Source organism: Macrococcus epidermidis (assembly GCF_003259695.1).
In the GTDB taxonomy this organism is placed as follows: domain Bacteria; phylum Bacillota; class Bacilli; order Staphylococcales; family Staphylococcaceae; genus Macrococcoides; species Macrococcoides epidermidis.
In genome coordinates, this window is sequence record NZ_PZJH01000002.1 from 163,134 (window position 1) to 180,495 (window position 17,362).

Annotated in this window: 18 protein-coding genes; 11 read left to right on the forward strand and 7 right to left on the reverse strand. The window is 35.0% G+C overall.

What is annotated here, in order from left to right; all coding sequences use genetic code 11:
- Positions 1–110 precede the first annotated feature (110 nt).
- Complete coding sequence (locus tag BHU61_RS07475) at positions 111–914, forward strand: tyrosine-protein phosphatase (protein WP_111715825.1); 804 nt, start codon at positions 111–113, stop codon at positions 912–914.
- A gap of 47 nt (positions 915–961) precedes the next feature.
- Here BHU61_RS07475 and BHU61_RS07480 read toward each other — a convergent pair whose 3' ends face one another.
- A complete protein-coding gene (locus BHU61_RS07480; RefSeq protein WP_111715826.1) occupies positions 962–1,756 on the reverse strand; it encodes a hypothetical protein in 795 nt (264 codons plus the stop codon).
- A 324-nt stretch (positions 1,757–2,080) separates the two neighbouring features.
- Between BHU61_RS07480 and BHU61_RS07485 the strand changes: the two genes are divergently transcribed.
- The 4 genes from BHU61_RS07485 to BHU61_RS07500 all read left to right on the forward strand — a co-directional run bounded on the left by BHU61_RS07485 (position 2,081) and on the right by BHU61_RS07500 (position 5,315).
- The gene (locus BHU61_RS07485; protein ID WP_111715828.1) at positions 2,081–2,608 is read left to right on the forward strand and encodes a GrpB family protein; all 528 of its coding nucleotides are present in this window, start codon (positions 2,081–2,083) and stop codon (positions 2,606–2,608) included.
- Positions 2,609–2,706: 98 nt separating this feature from the next.
- Positions 2,707–4,158, forward strand: coding sequence for a helicase HerA-like domain-containing protein (locus BHU61_RS07490; RefSeq protein WP_111715830.1), 1,452 nt, complete (start codon positions 2,707–2,709; stop codon positions 4,156–4,158).
- Positions 4,158–4,346 (forward strand): hypothetical protein, encoded by a 189-nt coding sequence (locus BHU61_RS07495; RefSeq protein ID WP_111715832.1) that lies wholly within the window; start codon positions 4,158–4,160, stop codon positions 4,344–4,346. The genes BHU61_RS07490 and BHU61_RS07495 overlap by 1 nt, the downstream gene beginning before the upstream one ends.
- A 12-nt stretch (positions 4,347–4,358) precedes the next feature.
- Positions 4,359–5,315 carry a diacylglycerol kinase gene (locus BHU61_RS07500; RefSeq protein WP_099581042.1) on the forward strand — a complete coding sequence of 319 codons (957 nt, stop codon included), beginning with the start codon at positions 4,359–4,361 and terminating at the stop codon, positions 5,313–5,315.
- A 40-nt stretch (positions 5,316–5,355) separates the two neighbouring features.
- On the opposite strand, the gene BHU61_RS07505 is transcribed toward BHU61_RS07500, so the two are convergent.
- Positions 5,356–6,174 carry a glucose 1-dehydrogenase gene (locus BHU61_RS07505; RefSeq protein WP_111715833.1) on the reverse strand — a complete coding sequence of 273 codons (819 nt, stop codon included), beginning with the start codon at positions 6,172–6,174 and terminating at the stop codon, positions 5,356–5,358.
- 113 nt (positions 6,175–6,287) lie between these two features.
- On the opposite strand from BHU61_RS07505, the gene BHU61_RS07510 reads away from it, so the two are divergent.
- From BHU61_RS07510 to BHU61_RS07535, 6 genes are all read left to right on the forward strand, one after another.
- Entirely contained in the window at positions 6,288–8,099 is a 1,812-nt protein-coding gene (locus BHU61_RS07510) for a 5'-nucleotidase C-terminal domain-containing protein (protein ID WP_111715835.1), read from the forward strand.
- 79 nt (positions 8,100–8,178) lie between these two features.
- The gene (gene rlmD / locus BHU61_RS07515; protein WP_111715837.1) at positions 8,179–9,543 is read left to right on the forward strand and encodes a 23S rRNA (uracil(1939)-C(5))-methyltransferase RlmD; all 1,365 of its coding nucleotides are present in this window, start codon (positions 8,179–8,181) and stop codon (positions 9,541–9,543) included.
- A gap of 133 nt (positions 9,544–9,676) precedes the next feature.
- Entirely contained in the window at positions 9,677–10,174 is a 498-nt protein-coding gene (locus BHU61_RS07520) for a hypothetical protein (protein ID WP_111715838.1), read from the forward strand.
- Positions 10,175–10,358: 184 nt separating this feature from the next.
- Entirely contained in the window at positions 10,359–11,690 is a 1,332-nt protein-coding gene (locus BHU61_RS07525) for an NtaA/DmoA family FMN-dependent monooxygenase (protein WP_111715840.1), read from the forward strand.
- A 173-nt stretch (positions 11,691–11,863) separates the two neighbouring features.
- Positions 11,864–12,931: a DNA polymerase IV gene (gene dinB / locus BHU61_RS07530; RefSeq protein WP_111715841.1), complete on the forward strand. Its 1,068-nt coding sequence runs from the start codon at positions 11,864–11,866 to the stop codon at positions 12,929–12,931.
- Between the two features lie 15 nt (positions 12,932–12,946).
- Positions 12,947–13,162 (forward strand): hypothetical protein, encoded by a 216-nt coding sequence (locus tag BHU61_RS07535; protein WP_099581060.1) that lies wholly within the window; start codon positions 12,947–12,949, stop codon positions 13,160–13,162.
- An 8-nt stretch (positions 13,163–13,170) separates the two neighbouring features.
- Here the strand turns inward: BHU61_RS07535 and BHU61_RS13680 are convergent, their stop codons facing one another.
- The 5 genes from BHU61_RS13680 to BHU61_RS07560 all read right to left on the reverse strand — a co-directional run bounded on the left by BHU61_RS13680 (position 13,171) and on the right by BHU61_RS07560 (position 17,206).
- Positions 13,171–14,070, reverse strand: coding sequence for an exonuclease domain-containing protein (locus tag BHU61_RS13680; protein WP_111715843.1), 900 nt, complete (start codon positions 14,068–14,070; stop codon positions 13,171–13,173).
- 84 nt (positions 14,071–14,154) lie between these two features.
- On the reverse strand, positions 14,155–14,328 hold the full coding sequence (locus BHU61_RS07545) for a FeoB-associated Cys-rich membrane protein (RefSeq protein ID WP_111715845.1): 174 nt from the start codon (positions 14,326–14,328) through the stop codon (positions 14,155–14,157).
- Positions 14,329–14,339: 11 nt separating this feature from the next.
- Positions 14,340–16,334, reverse strand: a complete 1,995-nt coding sequence (gene feoB / locus BHU61_RS07550) for a ferrous iron transport protein B (RefSeq protein WP_111715846.1) — start codon at positions 16,332–16,334, stop codon at positions 14,340–14,342.
- Entirely contained in the window at positions 16,327–16,638 is a 312-nt protein-coding gene (locus BHU61_RS07555; protein ID WP_338066927.1) for a FeoA family protein, read from the reverse strand. The genes feoB and BHU61_RS07555 overlap by 8 nt, the downstream gene beginning before the upstream one ends.
- Before the next feature lie 64 nt (positions 16,639–16,702).
- Positions 16,703–17,206, reverse strand: coding sequence for a ferritin (locus tag BHU61_RS07560; protein ID WP_111715848.1), 504 nt, complete (start codon positions 17,204–17,206; stop codon positions 16,703–16,705).
- Positions 17,207–17,362 lie beyond the last annotated feature (156 nt).

The following is a 17,362-nucleotide window of genomic DNA, read 5'->3' on the forward strand; positions in this document are numbered from 1 at the left end:
TATAATACAATGATAGTTAAGCGTAATAATTAACAGTTAAAAAATAATTGACAATTATTATCAAATTGATACTATTATTTTAATGAACTTAGGACGAGGAGAGAAATAGAATGATTGATATTCATAACCATATATTATTTGGCATCGATGATGGTGCACAAACAAAGGAAGATATGCTTGAGATGGCAAAAGCAGCACATGCAGAAGGAATAACGGATATTATTGCGACACCCCATCATAAAATTGGTGTGTATGAAAATTTTGGTCCGAAAATTAAAGCTTTGACAGAAGAAGTGAATACAATCATTGCTTCTGAAGGTATACCAGTAAAAGTACATGCTAGTCAGGAAGTAAGAATTTATGGAGATGTTGTTGAAGATTTAAAAAATGGCCAGGCTTTAACTTTATCTGAAGATAGTCCTTATGTGTTAATTGAGTTTCCTTCGCATGAAGTACCAATATTTACAGAGCAATTATTTACGAAGATGGCTTTAGAAGGATATATTCCAATTATTGCGCATCCTGAACGTAATGCTGAGTTGCAGAAGAATCCAAATAAATTAGCTGAACTTATAGAACTTGGTGCGCTAGCTCAAGTTACAGCAGGTGTGGTATGTGGTCAATTAGGTGAATTTAGTAAGCAGTGTGCTGAAATGATGATGGATCATCGTTTAATCCATATCGTAGCGAGTGATGCGCATAATGTAACATCTAGAAACTATTATATGAATGAAGCGTATGAAGCAATTGCCGAGAGATATGGCGACGAAGCCGTTAATAAGTATAAAGAAAATGCCCAAAAAGTGTTGAAGGGTGAAACGATTCGTTATGTCAGTCCAATTGAAGTAGAGAAAGAAGATAAAATTGAGAAACCTGTAAAGAAAAAGAAAAAGAAATTTCTGGGATTATTTTAAATACAAAAAAAGCTTGTCTCCAAAATTATTGGAGACAAGCTTTTTAACTATTCAACTTTATCATTAAATAAATAATCTGAAATTGATGTTACCCATCTTGCTACACCACGATCTGTCAATAACCCATCATCTACGTTATAATAATCTTCAATTGCCTTATTATTCGGCCATTTACTAGATTGATTCACATAGAAAAATTCGTTATTTTGACTACCGAAATAATCTGCTTCTGCTTTTTGATATTTAGCAAAATTAGAATCATTATATTCAGGTCTTGTACCAATGATTACGACAGGCGTATTATCGTTACCTGCTGCAGAATAGATACTTTCAACCGTTGCGATGTGATCGTTTGAAGATACATCTTCAGAGAAATCGTTTAAAGTTAATGCATCTAATATGACTAAGTCAGGTTTCGTTTTATTAATTTTATCGATACTTACTGTTGAAGAAGAACCAGATACTTCTACCTCATTCACTTTAATATGATCATCAGAAGCATATGCTAATTCATCTTTGACGGTCGTGTTCTCGTCAGAAGTTTGATACGGTGTAGACACCAGCGTGATATTCATAACTTTCTTATCTTTAACTGCATTGTTATAGATAGACTGGAAAGTTTTGTTTTTGAATAGATTTGTGTTCGGTTTCTTGCTTGTATCTTTTTTTACTTCTTTTTTCGTCGTGTTATCTTGTTCAGCATAGTAATCTTTACCGCTTTGCTCAGAGATTGCTTTTTCTCTAGCATCAGAGTCAGTTACACGTGTTTCCCAGAATGTATAACCTACTGCAATTAGAATAACTGCTGCAACGATATAAATCCAAAATAATAAATTCTTCATTGCGAATTGTTCCTCCATCTTTATTCAATACTAATATAGTAACAAAAAACTGAGAAAATTTATACATACAAGTACTATTTGATAAATTTTTCTTTAAGATATATACCCTAAACATATACAGTTAAGACATAAATAAAATAAAATTTTAAGTTTAATACTACTTTTTTAGGATAATATAAGTAAATATATTTCACATCTGCAAATTAAGTTGTGAACATTACAAATTGGAAAATGATTAAAATGAGATAGTAATACTACAATTAATATGGTAAAATATCTCTATATAAGTGTCGATAGTATCATTTCCCGAATCGGAGGATATTTATGATTGATTATACGCCATGGAATGAAAAAGATTATCATCAGATTTTTATCCATGAGGCAAAAGAACTGATAGAAATTTTCAGAAATGAAATCGTTGAACTTCATCATTTTGGAAGCACTTCAGTGAAAGATTTACCTGGTAATCAGACGATAGATATATTACCAATCGTAAAAACTTTATCACAAGTGAGTTTATATAAAGATAAGATGGAGGCTATCGGTTATAAAGAAGTTGAAGTAAAAGAGATGACTGATGAACAGTGCAAGCTCTTTGTAGCAAAGAAAAATCAACTGACGTTCTATGTAACGATGATTGAAAGAACAAACTTTAATGCAATTACAAGAAGACTCGCATTAAGAGACTATTTACGTGAACATAAACTTGAACGTCTGGCATATGCCAAATTTAAGATGCAACAAGCAGTGCAACATAGAAATGACTTCAACACTTATAATGTAACGAAGAATGACTATATTTTGAAATTAGAAGCAAAAGCACTTCGCTGGTATGAAGCGAAAAGAGGTTAAGCATTATGCTTAGCCTTTTTTTATGTCAAAATTGCATAATATATAGATTATTGTAAAATAAAAAGTAACGATGCAAAACAAAAAGGGTAGGGATATGGATGACGTCAGTAAATATTGCGAAAAATACGAATGATATAACTTTACAATTACAAATGGCAAATCGTCACGGATTGATAGCCGGTGCAACGGGTACAGGGAAAACTGTAACATTAAAAGTTTTAGCAGAACAATTTTCAAAGTCAGGTGTACCGGTATTTTTGGCTGATATTAAAGGGGACTTGGCAAGTATTGCTGAACCGATGACGATAAATGAAAAAATTGAACAACGATTAAAAGACTTAAATATTACAGATTACCAGCCGAGAAGTTATCCTGTCCGTTTGTGGGATATATTTGGCGTTGATGGCGCACCAGTTAGAGCTACGATCTCTGAAATGGGACCGATGCTTTTAGCGCGTTTATTAGAATTAAACGATACGCAATCTGGTATTTTAGATATAGCCTTTAAAATTAGTGATGATAATGGATTATTGCTATTAGACTTAAAAGACTTGCAATCTTTACTGAAAGAAATGGCGGATAATGCATCTGTTTATAGCAGCAAATATGGAAATATTACTAAACAATCAGTAGGAGCGATTCAACGCAAACTGTTATCATTTGAATCACAAGGTGCTGAGAACTTCTTCGGTGAACCAGCGCTAAATTTAACTGATTTTATGGAAGTAAATGCTAACGGTGAAGGTATTATCAATGTGCTAATGGCAAATAACTTATTTACAAAACCCGTACTCTATTCAACTTTTCTTTTATGGTTATTAACAGAATTGTTTGAGGAATTACCTGAAGTGGGTGATCTGGATAAACCGAAACTTGTATTTTTCTTTGATGAAGCACATTTATTATTTAAAGATGCACCAACGTCATTTATAACGCAAGTAGAACAGGTTGTTCGCCTTGTCCGTTCAAAAGGTGTTGGCGTGTATTTCATTACCCAAAATCCGATAGATTTACCTGATGAAGTTTTAGGACAACTTGGTAACCGTGTACAACATGCGTTACGTTCATTTACGCCTAGAGATCAAAAAGCAGTGAAAAGTGCTTCTGAAACGTTCAGACAAAATCCAGACCTGGATGTTGCAGCTGTTATCGGTGAATTAAAGACAGGTGAAGCATTAATATCATGTTTAAATGAAGAGGGTCAACCTAGCATTGTAGAACGTGCCTTTATTCGACCACCTGAAAGTAAGATAGGTGTTATCGATAGTATCGTTAAACAAACTGTCCTTGCAGAAAATCCTTATCAAGCAAAATATGGCACAGCTATCGACCGAGAAAGTGCGTATGAAATGTTACAGGAAAAGTTTACACAAATAGAAGCAGAAAAAGAAAAGGCAGCAGAAGCTAAATTACAAGCTAAAACGGTTAAAGCTGAAAAAAGAAAACCAAAATCAGAATTACAAAAAGTTGCGACAAGTGTACTTACTAGTGTTGGCAGACAAATCGGTCGTGAAATTGTACGAAATATATTCGGCGGGAGAAGAAGATAATGAAAAGTGGATGGATTTATATTATACTCATCGCAATTAATATTTCATTGATGATTGTATTGATGACACCTACTGTCCAGAATAACGAAATATATATTAAAGGTGTACAAGTATGTATCGTGATTGTGACATTTATTTTATTTAGAATGTATTTGAGAGAACGTGGATTTTTAAAAGAGAAGAAATAGGTGGTGTGCTTTTTGAGAAAAAGAGCGAGAATTATTTACAATCCAACATCTGGACGAGAATTATTTAAGAAGTCATTAGCAGATGTGTTAATTAAACTTGAAGATGCAGGATATGAGACGAGTGCCTACGCAACAAAAGCAGAAGGTGATGCGATACAAGCAGCACGACAAGCTGTAGAGGATCGCTTTGATCTTATTATTGCGTCGGGTGGTGACGGGACGATTAATGAAGTAATAAACGGTATTGCTGAACAGGAATACCGCCCGAATATCGGTGTAATACCGATGGGTACAGTAAATGATTTCGGTAGAGCATTACTCATTCCGAAAGATATTTTACAAGCTGTAGATGTGATAATAGAAGGAAACACTGTACCGGTTGATGTAGGTAAGATGAACAATCGTTATTTTATCAACATTGCAGGTGGTGGTAAGATTACTGAAGTAAGTTATGAAGCGCCGAGCAAACTTAAGACTGTCCTTGGACCTTTAGCTTATTATATTAAAGGGTTAGAGATGCTGCCGGAAATAAAAGCGACGGATATTCGTATTGAATATGATGGTAAAGTCTTCAGTGGAGAAGTCATGTTATTTTTAATCGGTTTGACAAACTCAGTAGGTGGCTTTGAAAAGTTAGTACCGAATGCATCGATAAATGATGGCTACTTTACATTATTATTTTTAGAAAAAGTAAATTTTGCTGAATTTGGACATGTCTTCTCACTTGCTTCACGTGGTGATCACATTAAACATCCAAAAGTACATTATATAAAAGCGAAAGATATTAAAGTATCATCTTTTGAAAAAGTACAGCTCAATGTTGATGGTGAGTTTGGTGGGATACTACCGGCGCATTTTGTGAATTTAGAGCGACATATCAATGTATATAGTCAGTTAGATAAGATTCATCCGGATAAAGAAAATGAGATTATCATTCAATATAAACAAGACCTTGAAAAAGAAGAATAAAATAAAGACTGCTCTCTCAATTCGAGAAAGCAGTCTTTATTTAAATTTCATCTGTAAAGGATTCTAATAATGCATCATATTCGAAATTACGATGTGAAGGATAAAGGCTGAGTCCACCATCTGCCACAATCGTTTGACCTGTAATATATTTACTTTCTTTGCTGGCTAAAAATGCAGCTACACTAGCAATTTCTTCTGGTTCGGCAACATAGCCCATAGGAACAAATAAATCAGCATCACGTTTCGCTTCAGGTGTTTTAAAATTCTCGGCATTGATCGGTGTATTGATACTGCCAGGAGCGATATTATTAATACGAATTTGAACGCGCGCATATTCTAACGCTAAACTTTGCGTCATTAATTTTACCCCACCCTTACTAGCGCTATAGTGAGCGTAATGTGGCCATGGTATGATTTCATGAACACTTGAAATATTAATGATACTGCCTTTAAATTTGCGATCCATAAAATGCTCTAATGCCAGTTGACAACCGATAAATGTACCACGAAGGTTAACATCAATTACTTTATCAAACTCATCAATTGGCATCGTATGGCTCGGTATATCAGACTGAATACCTGCATTATTTACCATAATGTGAAATGCACCGAAATGGTCTATTGTCTGTTTCACTAAACTTTCCATTTCGTTTTTGTTTGTAGTATCTGCTTTTATTGCAAGTGCATCAACACCAATCTCTTTTACAATATCGACAAGTGCATTTGCTTCATCCTCACGAGAATGATAGTTGATAACTACGTTGATGCCTTCTTTTGCAAAGCGAATTGCTGTTGCTCTTCCAATACCTGATGCTCCGCCAGTAATAATAGCCACTTTTCCTGTTAAATCGTTATACATGAAGTCACTCCCTTTTTTGATTCAATACCCGTAAATTACAAGATTAATCTATGATAGAAAAAATGACATTCAACTGAAATTTTAATAAAATAAATGTGAAAGGTGGCGCACATATGTATAGATTATCGATTTTAGCAACGACAGATACGCATAGTCATATTAGTTTATATGATTATTTTTTAGAAAGTGATTTGAAAATTAATGGATTAATACTTGCCGGCAGTAAGATTGAAGCGATAAAAGCAGCTAATGAAAAGGCTGATGTTGCAACGGTTGTTGTAGATAATGGTGATATACTGCAAGGCAATATTATGGCAGATTACGCCGCAGAAATGCGTCCCGACATTCATCCGGCAATTAATATGATGAATGAGATTGGCTATGATGCCGGTACTTTAGGTAACCATGAATTTAATTATGGACTAGAGTATCTAGATAAAGCCAATCAGCAGGCATTGTTTCCATTAGTCAATTGTAATGTGAAATATATCAATGGTGACTTCGTTGTTGCGCCTTTCCATATCGTTGAAAAGTCATATAAAGATGGTACGACGGTAAAAATCGGTATAACAGGCGTCGTACCTGAACAAATTATGAAATGGGACGAAGACCATTTAACGGATCGAGTAATTGTTGAAGACATGTATGATGCATTGTATCAATATAGCAATCAGTTAAAAGCATTTGGTTGTGATATTGTCATTGCATTGATGCATACTGGATTAGATCAGGAGCAATTAGAAAATATGAAAGGCATTGAAAATCAGGTATATCGTCTGGCACAGATTGAATCAGTTGATACATTTGTGTTTGGTCATACACATCAGCAATTCCCTGGACCTGATTATGTAAATATTCCGGAAGTCGATAATGAGAGTGGACGTGTATTTCATGCTTATGGTGTCCAGCCTGTATGTTTTGCCAGCCATCTAGGACGCATAGATCTGACGCTCGAGAAAACAGAACAAGGCTTTAAGATTGTGAACGGTAAAAGTAGCGTCATCGAATTAAAATCAAGTGATGTGGAGATTAATACACATTTTATAGATGTGAATCAAACTGCGCATCAGGGTGTGTTAGATTACGTAAAACAACCCATTGGCATGACTAAGCATCATCACGATAGTTATTTTGCGCAAGTTGGTACAAGCACGGTTGTAGAAGTCATAGCTAAAGCGGGTAAATATGCCGTTGAACAAATGATTAATAATCATCAGCTCAAACTAGCGAGCACAAATATTATATCAACAAGTGCACCGATAAAAGCCGGAAGAGATGGCGTAAATGATTATATTGAAATTGACAGTGGTGAATTAACACTTAAAGATGCAATTAATATTTATCGCTTTCCAAATAAGATGTCAGCAGTAAATGTTTCTGGTCGTGTATTACGAGAGTGGGTTGAATGGAGCGTATCATGCTTCAATACAACTGATAGTGAATATATGCTTAAAGATAATAAATCAACAGCACCTGGATTTCCAAGTTACAACATGGATATATTCTATGAATTAAACTATTGTATAGACTTATCACGTGAAGCACGGTACAGTAGTGTAGGTGAGAAAATAAATGACACGTATCGTATTAAAGATTTAACCTATTTAAATCAACCTGTAACGGATGATCAGCAATTTACAGTACTAACGACTGATTATCGTACAAATTTTTGTCCAATATTAAATGATGCATCAGTGACTAAGATACAATTAGAAGATATTGAAATTAGACAGATTATTATTGATTATATCAAAAGATTTGGGGTTGATTTTCAACCAACAAGACCATTTACGTTTTTACAGGATGGAACATATAAATTTAAATCAAGTCCAAAAGGAGCAGCATATTTGCAACCAGGGATTACGCCAACAGAAACATACGACGATGACTATTTAATTTACGAACTTAATACAGCATTAACATGAGGATAGGACGATACCTTAGTACGACATTCGAAATCATTGTGTCTTATCAATATTTTGAAATAAAACATTAGGAGAAAATATGAAACAAATTAACTTTAACAAAAATGACGAATTACAAGGGACAGTAGTAGACTTAACGCATGAAGGATCTGGTGTTGTTAAGATTGACGATTATCCATTTTTCGTTGAAGGCGCATTACCAGGAGAAGACGTGACAATTAAAGTGATGAAAGTCGGTAAGACATTTGGATTTGCACGTCTTGTGTCAGTTCAAAATGAAAGCCCAGACCGTGTCGCAGAGAAAGATATCGTTGGCCGTCAAATCGGAACGATGACATTACAACATTTATCATATCCAGCACAATTAAAGTTCAAACAACATTTAGTAGAAAGTGCATTTGAAAGATTGGGCAAGTTTAAAGGTGTAAAAGTAGCTGAAACTGTTGGAATGGAAGTGCCTTACGAATACCGTAATAAAGCGCAAATTCCAGTAAGAACTGTTAATGGCTTGCTTGAGACAGGATTCTTTAGAAAGAACAGTCATCAACTTGTGCCTGTTGAGAATTTCTATATTCAGCATAAAGCAATCGATGCAGCGATTGTGAAAGTAAGAGATATCTTACGTAAATATGATATTGTACCTTATAACGAGCGTAACCATAACGGTGAAATCCGTCATATCGTAGTGAAACGTGGCCATTATACAGGACAATTAATGATCATATTAGTGACGAATAAAAAACGCCTGCAAAACATCGAATCAATTACACATGATATTGTGAACGAAATCGAAAATGTTGAAAGTGTTGTATTAAACTTTAATAACCAGGAAGGTAATGTGATTTTAGGACGTAATAATACAGTACTACACGGTACGCCGTATTACACTGATAAGATGTTAGGACTAGAATTCAGAGTATCACCAAACTCATTCTTCCAGGTCAATACACCACAAGCTGAAGCGTTGTATCAATTAGCTTTAGAAGCAGCAGATTTAAATGGTACTGAAACAGTACTGGATGCATATTGTGGCATTGGAACGATTTCTTTAGCATTAGCACAGCAGGCGAAACAAGTCTATGCGATGGAAATTGTGCATGAATCAATTAAGATGGCGAAACAGAACGCTAAGATGAATGGCATTGATAATGTACATTTTGAGACAGGTGCAGCAGATGAAATCCTGCCGAAGTGGAGCGAGGAAGGCGTTAAGTTTGATGTAGCAGTAGTCGACCCACCACGAAAAGGATTAGACGATGACTTTATTCAGACATTAATTGCACAAAACCCTAAAAAGATCGTCTATGTCAGCTGTAACCCGTCAACATGTGCGCGTGACTGCCGTAAATTTGCAGATGCAGGATACAAGTTAGAAACAGTAAAACCAGTCGACTTATTCTCGCAAACGCCGCATGTAGAGTGTGTCGTTAGACTTACGAAGTAAGCATTTTATTAAAGCCTTGTTATCAAGGCTTTTTATTTTATTGAACTTTAGATAAAAACTAAATATAAAATCTTAACAAACGGTTCTTCTATTCTATAAAAATACACTTGATAATCTATTAAGGAGAGAAAATATGAATATAATATTAAAAAGTACCTTCAAAAAATATGAATCGATGTCAGAGATACTAGTACCTAAACTTGTAAAAATTTTGTTGAGTCTTGATAACCTTGAAAAAGAGATTTATGAGCGAAGTAAAATAGAATTAAGTGAATACCAAGATGGTTATGGAAACTTTAAAGAAGAATATCATCCGAAATCGAAAGCACTATTCAAAGAATTAAATGAAAAGCATCATGAAATAATTAAAGATAATGTTAGCGAAAAACTTAAGTCGATCAGTTATGGGGGCAGTTACGGCAAACCAAGCGAATATTTTTATATTCAAGATGATAATCTGGATATCTACTTTACAATGCGAAAAAAAGATATGGCTACTATTGTAATTTATTATGAATATGCTCTTAAAAAGAAGCATAAATTTATTTTTAGATTGATTGATAACAAATGGTTAATTGACGAGAAATATTACGGCTTTAGTGATAAGTCATGGTATAAAAATGGTATATAGAAATAATTATTTTTGGATATTAATAAATAATTCTGAAATACTTATTGATTAAAGCTCTTCAAATGGGCTTTTTTTATTGGAAAATTTTTATAGGACATTTGTACAAGTAATGTGAATTGATTTTAAAGTAGTCAGGCTTTATCATGTAGCTACTAAATGATTTATGAAAAGTAAAGGAGAAGCTATGACAAATAATAAGCAGATGTTGTTAGGTTTAGGATTTACCGGTACGTTTGGTGCGAACGGAAAGGCCTGGATGAGTGAAGATGTTAATGTAAGTACGTATCCTGATATTGAAGCGGATATTCGCTACGCACAGATGGCTGAAAAGGGTAAATTTCAATTTATCTTTATCGGTGATTTTCCTGGCGCAGTCCCTAATGATAACCGTGATGTACCAGGTATGACATTAGAGCCAATTATTACTTCTACTGCTATATTAAGAGCTACAAAGCATATTGGTGTTGCCAATACTGTACATACGCAGTGGAATACTCCATATACTGTAGCCCGTCAATTTAAAGGTCTGGATTTAATGAGTGGTGGTCGTATCGCCTGGAATGCAGTAACAGGTTCAAGTCCTCAAGTCGCTGAAAACTTTGGCGTAACATTAATGGATCGACAAGCACGTTATGAAAGTCATTATGAATTTGTTGACATGGTACAACATTTCTGGGGGACTTGGGGTAAAGATGCATTGAAAGCGGATAAAACGCGTGGTGTATTTGCTGATTATAATCAAGTTAAAAAAGTATATTTAAATGGTAGGTATCATCAGGCGAATGGTGCATTACCGATGCCACCATCACCACAAGGTCAACCCGTAATCTTCCATTCTGGTGGTTCTCCAGCAAGTATTGCTTTTGCAGGACGTTATGCTAATGCGATGATTGGTGAAGTATGGACGATTGAACAGGGCATTGAAACACGTAATGCTTTACGCCAGGCAGCAATAGATGCTGGTAGAAATCCGGATGAGATTAAATTTATTGCAGGATTAATGCCGGTTGTTGCAGATAGTAAACGAGAGGCATTAGATCGTCATGCCAAATTTATGGACGAAAGTTTAGTCTATCAACGTGTTCAACATATTAGTATGGTTTTAGGTATTAGATTATCACCAACAGATTTAGAAAAGCCGATTCCTCATGAACTTCTGGATAGAGTAGAGATTGATGCATACTCAGATCCTCGCATTGAAAATGTATTAAAAGTTGCACGAGAAGGTTGGTCATTGCGTGATATTATCTATCATTCTGTTATTGATTATCATCCAGTAACTTTAGGTGAGGCGAAAGAAACAGCGGATCATTTAACAGAGTGGTTTGAAGCGGGTGCAGCAGATGGCTTCTGGATTATACCAGATGTATTTGAAACAGATTTAGCACGATTTGTAGATGAAGTTGTTCCAATTTTACAGGAACGTGGTGTCTTCCATAAAGATTATGAAGGAAGTACGTTGAGAGAACATTTAGGGGTACCGTATCAATATGGTTTAGATGAGAGATTGAAATAGATTTAGTTATTCAAGCACAGACTTTTGTAGTCTGTGTTTTTTGTTATGTGGCTGTTTTCACAAGCGGTAGTATTAAAGAAATACAACCGCTTCCACACGGAAGTATCCCGAATTATCTTCTCACGCACTTTTCATATATAATTAAAGTACTAGAAAATTAAAGAAGTGATAATATGGAGAGAAGAATCATTCACATCGATATGGATGCATTCTATGCACAAGTTGAGCAGCGGGATAATCCTGAGCTTAAAGGTAAACCTGTTATCGTTGGTGGAAAGAGTCGCAATCGTGGTGTTGTGGCAACGGCGAGTTACGAAGCGCGTAAATTTGGTGTGCATAGTGCCATGCCTACTGCACGTGCACATCAGTTGTGTCCAGACGGCTATTATGTAAGTCCTAGATTTGATGTATATAAAGAAGTGTCGAGTCAAATAATGTCGATATTTAAAGGCTACACTGATATTGTACAACCAGTATCACTAGATGAAGCGTATTTAGATATAACACATCTTGTACGTAAAGATCTTGGTGCAAGTCAAATTGCAGCTTTTATTAAAAGAGATATTATGACTGCTACAAATCTAACGTGTTCAGCTGGTGTTTCTTATAATAAATTTTTAGCGAAGATTGCCTCAGGTATGAATAAGCCAAATGGTTTAACAGTTATCCATTACGGGAATGTTGAACAGATATTATCTGACCTTCCAATCGGTGAATTTCCTGGTGTAGGGAAAGTGACAGAGGAGAAGATGCAAAGACTTAAGATAATGAACGGCAAAGATTTACGTGATAAATCTGAACTTGAGTTAATTGAATTATTCGGTAAGAAAGGCAGTAGTTTGTACCAAAAAGCACGAGGTATTGGCTCTGACATAATAAATATGGACCGAGTAAGAAAATCAATTGGTAAGGAATCAACATTTTCTCATGATATTCAGGATGAAGCGTTTATTTTACAGACAATGCGCACGCACTCAGAAAAAGTAGCATTAAAACTTCAGGACTTAAACAAAGTAAGTGATACGATCACCGTCAAAATAAAAACTAGTGACTTTGAATCACATACAAAGCAAACAAAAATAATAGACTTTACAGATCAAGCGGATACCATTTATAATACAGCTGTGTTATTATATACTGACCTAAAAGAGGAGTTTAACAATATACGTTTAGTAGGCGTCTCTGTGGGTAATTTAAAAAATAAAGTGTATGAAAATCTAACAATATATGATTTTCTTTAGAAATGAGGAAGTATTATGAAATTTAAATTTGCAATCATTGGTATAACTGCACTTCTCATTATGATGTATATTATGGAAACAGTAGAACACGGTTTTAAGGTGTTGCCGCTTATCGGTATTATTTTAGTTGCAGGATTTTTATTCTGGATTGATCATAAATTAGAACGACCAGTGAACCGTCACACCATTAAAAAGACTATCAAAAATAACACGACTACTCATAAGAAGTAGTCGTGTTTTTATATTGATTGATAAAAAGCAATCATCTGCTGTAATTTATCGTCGCTCATAATAGTAATATCGTGTCCTAAAGCAATCTTATTTCGGACAACACCTTCTTTTTTAGAAGGTTTATCGGTCTTTTGTCTTCCTCTGATTAATATGTCTGCCTGCTCGATATCATCTGTATAATTACCACCGTTATCAACGATATACTGCACAATATGTTTTCTTGTTTTATGAAGTGTTCCTGTAATTGCAATTTGTTTATTATAAAAAGGATGACTTTTGTCAATTACTGCTGTAGTAGATTTTATACTGCTTAATTCGCGGTGATAGCGTGACATGCTTTGGTTTTTCGTAGTAGTCGAAATGCTTTTGATATATTTTTTTCGGCGTTTCGTTGAAAAGTATTCTTCAAGGTCTGTATAATGTTTCAGCAATCTTACTGTAATCATTGCACATGCCTTAGCATCATTTAAGGCATGATGATGCCCGTAGAAATCCAGTTTATAATAGGCCATCATATTCTTTAAACTATAGCTATGATTCTTTATCGTATCTCTCGCCATAATGACCGAACAGAAATATGGCAGTGTCGGCATATCGAAATGATATTTTTTTATAGAAGCATGTAATACTTTCATGTCAAATTGCGCGAAATGTGCTACGACCGGAAGATCACCGATAAAATCGAGCATATATGGATAAACATGTTCAAAGGTTGGTGCGTCCTGAACGTCATCTTCATGTATACCATGGACCTGAATGTTAGATGCGCTAAAATAAGTTTCAGGATTTACTAATGTATAAAAAGTTTCAGTCATCATATTATCGATGACTTTTACCATACCGACGCTACAAATTGAAGCGGGATTCCCATTAGCTGTTTCAAAATCTAATGCTATAAATGAATTCATATCGTTTACCTCGATTAATAATTATGATGTATTTTAACATGTATTACGCAAAAAAATAACTAGACTGCCTAATAGGCAATCTAGTTACTTCTTTACATTATCAAAATTAATTTGATGCAGATTATCACAACCACAGCTGTCGTTTAGATCACAACTGTTGCACTTACCGGCTTTAGATTTCTTAAAGAACTTATAAAGCGTATAAGTTGCATATCCAAATATTAGAATGAACAGTAATACGTTGATAAGTATTGACATAAGCTTTCCTCCTAAAGAAATAATCTGCCGATTTGATATACAGCCATCGTTAATAAATACGCAGTCGCGATAGGATATAGCATCGCTATAAAAGTCCATTTCCATGATGACGTTTCTTTACGTATTGCAGCAACTGTTGATAGACATGGTATATAAAGTAATATAAAAAGCATAAATGCATACGCAGTAAGCGGTGTAAACTGTGCGTGGATCATAGAGACGAGGGCATCGTCTTTTACTGCATAGATAATGGCCATCGCACTTACGATAACTTCTTTTGCTAGAAATCCCGGAATAAGTGTTGCGCCTGCCTGCCATGAACTGAATCCAAGTGGAATTAGCAGTGGTGCAATAAATCCTCCAATCATCGCTAGGAAACTGTCATCAACATCTACATTTAATCCTCCTGGTCCTGCATAATTAAGTAGCCAGATAAGCACAGACCCACCAAAGATAAATGTACCTGCTTTCTTAACAAATCCTTTTCCTTTTTCCCATGTACTTCTCCACAGTGTTTTAAGTGAAGGGAGACGATAAGGCGGCAGCTCTACAATAAAGATGGAAGTATCGTTTTTGAGCACTGTCTTCGATAAAATAAAGCTTACCATTAACGCTACGATGATACCGATTAAATAAAGACTGAGTACCACAAGTGCCTGATGTTCTTTAAAGAATACACCAGCAAATAATGCGTATACCGGTAATCTTGCGGAACATGACATAAACGGTGCAATAAGTATGGTTGTAAGTCTTTCTTTTTCTTCTTCAATGCTTCTAGCGGCCATAATCCCAGGAACATTACAGCCGAAACCAATAATCATAGGAATAAATGATTTACCGTTTAGTCCAAACATCTCCATCACTCGGTCCATAATGACAGCGATACGCGCCATATATCCTGAGTCTTCAAGCAAAGAAATAAAGAAGAATAAGACAAGGATTTGCGGTACAAATACTAATACACCACCAACCCCAGCAATAATACCATCCGTCACTAAATCTTGTAGGAAAGGCATAACACCAAGTGATTGCATTACATTTTTTACAGTATCCGTTAATGGACCGGCAAAGAAACTGTCAAGTTGATCTGAAAGTGGGGTACCAATCCATGTAAACGTCGTCTGGAAGATGAGCCACATTAAAAATAAAAATATCGGTATACCAAATATGCGATGCGTCACAATACGATCTAGACGTTCTGTAAGAAATTGCTTATCTTCATCAGGATATGTGATAACATCAGTTAGTACTTGCTCAATGAACTGTATACGTGCGTGATGGATACGTGATTTAACACTTGTAGTGAGTTCATTTTCCAATTGGTTTCTAATCGGTATCAGTTGTTTAAGCGTATCCTGATCCAGATAAGATTCAACAACCGGATTACCCAATAAAAATTGAATAGCAAGGAAACGATAACGTTTTCGCTCAATTGATAAATTATCAGGTAATATTTGAATAACTGTTGCTATTGCAGATTCAATCGGTGCATCATACGTTATTTTAAGCGGACGGTTAGCAGATAATGTATCATCCAGTGCATGTAACACATCTGTTGAACCTCTGCCTGTTCGTGCGACAACTGGAATAATCGGTGTCTTCAACTTTCTCATTAATAAATCAATGTTAATATGGATACCACGTTTTGTTGCAACATCGACCATATTTAATCCAATCATCATCGGTGCACCGTATTCCATAAGCTGGACAGTTAACAGTAGATTACGTTTCAGTTGTGCGGCATCGATTATATTAATCATACCTTCAAAATGTTCATTCAATAAAAAATTTGTTACCACTGTTTCATCTTTAGAAAGAGGTAACAAATCATAGATGCCGGGTAAATCAATAAGATTACCTGTTTTATTCTTTAAAGTACCCATCTTTTTCTCAACAGTGACTCCGCTCCAGTTACCGACATACTCATAACTGCCTGTCAGTGCATTAAACAGTGAAGTTTTCCCTACATTTGGATTACCTAGTATACAGAATGCTCTACTATTCATGAACTTGCTCCAGCATGATTTTACAAGCATCACAATTGCGGATACAAACATGTTGACCATTGATATCTAAAGTGCAGGGACCTTTAAATAAACTTTTTTGTCGCACTTTAATTTCACTACCTTCAGTGAAACCTAATGCATGTAATCGATGCATCACCATCGCATTGTCAAATAGCATCGATTTTATTTTATATGTTGTGCCGAGTGTAGCGTTTGCGACATGAATCATTATGACACCTTCTTTAATTGATTGATATTGATTATCATTTACGAATAGCTTATCACGCCATTTTATATAATACAAGTAGGGGATTACCCTAATTTTGACAAAATAAAAACACCTCATAAGAGGTGTAGAGCATAACTGATTATTCTTCTTCACTAAAGTTACGTTTACCGAGTTCTTTCTCATATAAATATAATGCATTTGCATCGTCTTTAATGCGTCTGATGTAATCAATGTGCTTTTTAAACATCGCTTCTTCCTCAACCTGTTCGTCTAAGAACCAGTTTAAGAACGAGATCGTTGAGAATTCCTTATCATTCTTAGCAAGTTCCGCTAAATTGTAAAAGTTTGCAGTCACTTGTTGTTCTTGTGCAAGTCCTGCTTCAAAGGTATCTAAAACACTTGAAAATTCTGTCTTTGGTGCAGGGATTTCTGAGAACTTGGCATGTTGATCGCGGTCATTTAAATAATTATAGATTTTTGTACCATGGAATCTTTCCTCAGCAGCTTGCTGTTCATAAAAGTTAGCAAACCCGTCATAACTTTCTTTAGCACAATATGCAGCCATTGCCATGTATGCATGTGCTGCTGCGAATTCCTCGTTCATCTGTTTATTTAATGCGGCAGTCAATTCTGTTGATAACATAGATATTCCCTCCAATTTTAAGATAAATTCATTATAATATAATGTAAAAAGATTAGATAATAATATCATTGGTAATTAATAGATTATCATCCATACATTTTTTTATTCGCAACAAATATTTATACTAATTATTTATGAAGTGATATAATAAATTGT

Bases quoted from the DNA above. Each gene is read 5' to 3' on its own strand.
- BHU61_RS07510 (WP_111715835.1), top strand. From the start codon at position 6,288: ATGTATAGATTATCGATTTTAGCAACGACAGATACGCATAGTCATATT.
- BHU61_RS07495 (WP_111715832.1), top strand. From the start codon at position 4,158: ATGAAAAGTGGATGGATTTATATTATACTCATCGCAATTAATATTTCA.
- BHU61_RS07520 (WP_111715838.1), top strand. From the start codon at position 9,677: ATGAATATAATATTAAAAAGTACCTTCAAAAAATATGAATCGATGTCA.
- rlmD (WP_111715837.1), top strand. From the start codon at position 8,179: ATGAAACAAATTAACTTTAACAAAAATGACGAATTACAAGGGACAGTA.
- dinB (WP_111715841.1), top strand. From the start codon at position 11,864: ATGGAGAGAAGAATCATTCACATCGATATGGATGCATTCTATGCACAA.
- BHU61_RS07490 (WP_111715830.1), top strand. From the start codon at position 2,707: ATGACGTCAGTAAATATTGCGAAAAATACGAATGATATAACTTTACAA.
- BHU61_RS07485 (WP_111715828.1), top strand. From the start codon at position 2,081: ATGATTGATTATACGCCATGGAATGAAAAAGATTATCATCAGATTTTT.
- feoB (WP_111715846.1), bottom strand. From the start codon at position 16,334: ATGAATAGTAGAGCATTCTGTATACTAGGTAATCCAAATGTAGGGAAA.
- BHU61_RS07480 (WP_111715826.1), bottom strand. From the start codon at position 1,756: ATGAAGAATTTATTATTTTGGATTTATATCGTTGCAGCAGTTATTCTA.
- BHU61_RS07475 (WP_111715825.1), top strand. From the start codon at position 111: ATGATTGATATTCATAACCATATATTATTTGGCATCGATGATGGTGCA.
- BHU61_RS07535 (WP_099581060.1), top strand. From the start codon at position 12,947: ATGAAATTTAAATTTGCAATCATTGGTATAACTGCACTTCTCATTATG.
- BHU61_RS13680 (WP_111715843.1), bottom strand. From the start codon at position 14,070: ATGAATTCATTTATAGCATTAGATTTTGAAACAGCTAATGGGAATCCC.
- BHU61_RS07560 (WP_111715848.1), bottom strand. From the start codon at position 17,206: ATGTTATCAACAGAATTGACTGCCGCATTAAATAAACAGATGAACGAG.
- BHU61_RS07525 (WP_111715840.1), top strand. From the start codon at position 10,359: ATGACAAATAATAAGCAGATGTTGTTAGGTTTAGGATTTACCGGTACG.
- BHU61_RS07545 (WP_111715845.1), bottom strand. From the start codon at position 14,328: ATGTCAATACTTATCAACGTATTACTGTTCATTCTAATATTTGGATAT.
- BHU61_RS07505 (WP_111715833.1), bottom strand. From the start codon at position 6,174: ATGTATAACGATTTAACAGGAAAAGTGGCTATTATTACTGGCGGAGCA.